Annotated in this window: 1 protein-coding gene; it reads left to right on the forward strand. The window is 73.9% G+C overall.

The genetic code is table 11. The features are described 5' to 3' along the window. Positions 1-295, forward strand: a 295-nt coding sequence (locus tag KVT39_RS36760) for a hypothetical protein (protein WP_217591458.1), incomplete at both ends; no start/stop codon positions are given.

A 295-nucleotide genomic window follows, 5' to 3' on the forward strand; every position in this document is an offset into this window, starting at 1 on the left:
CGTCTACGCGGTGCTGCTGGACCCGCAGGGCAACCAGGTCGGCACCGACAACGAGGATTACGCGATCGAGAGCCTGGCCGGCGACGTGTTCCAGCTGGGCAACCAGACGTACCGGATCATTCGCGTGGAAACGGGCCGCGTGCGCGCCGGGGACGCGCAGGGCCAGTCGCCGAACATTCCGTTCTGGCTCGGCGTGGCGCCGGGGCGCGGCGACGAGCTGTCGGCGGCGGGCGGCCGGCTGCGTGCACGGGTCGCCGGGGTGGTCGCCGTCGGGGACCGGCATGCGGACGCCGGC

The organism is Burkholderia sp. GbtcB21, assembly GCF_019091065.1.
Lineage (GTDB): Bacteria > Pseudomonadota > Gammaproteobacteria > Burkholderiales > Burkholderiaceae > Burkholderia > Burkholderia pyrrocinia_C.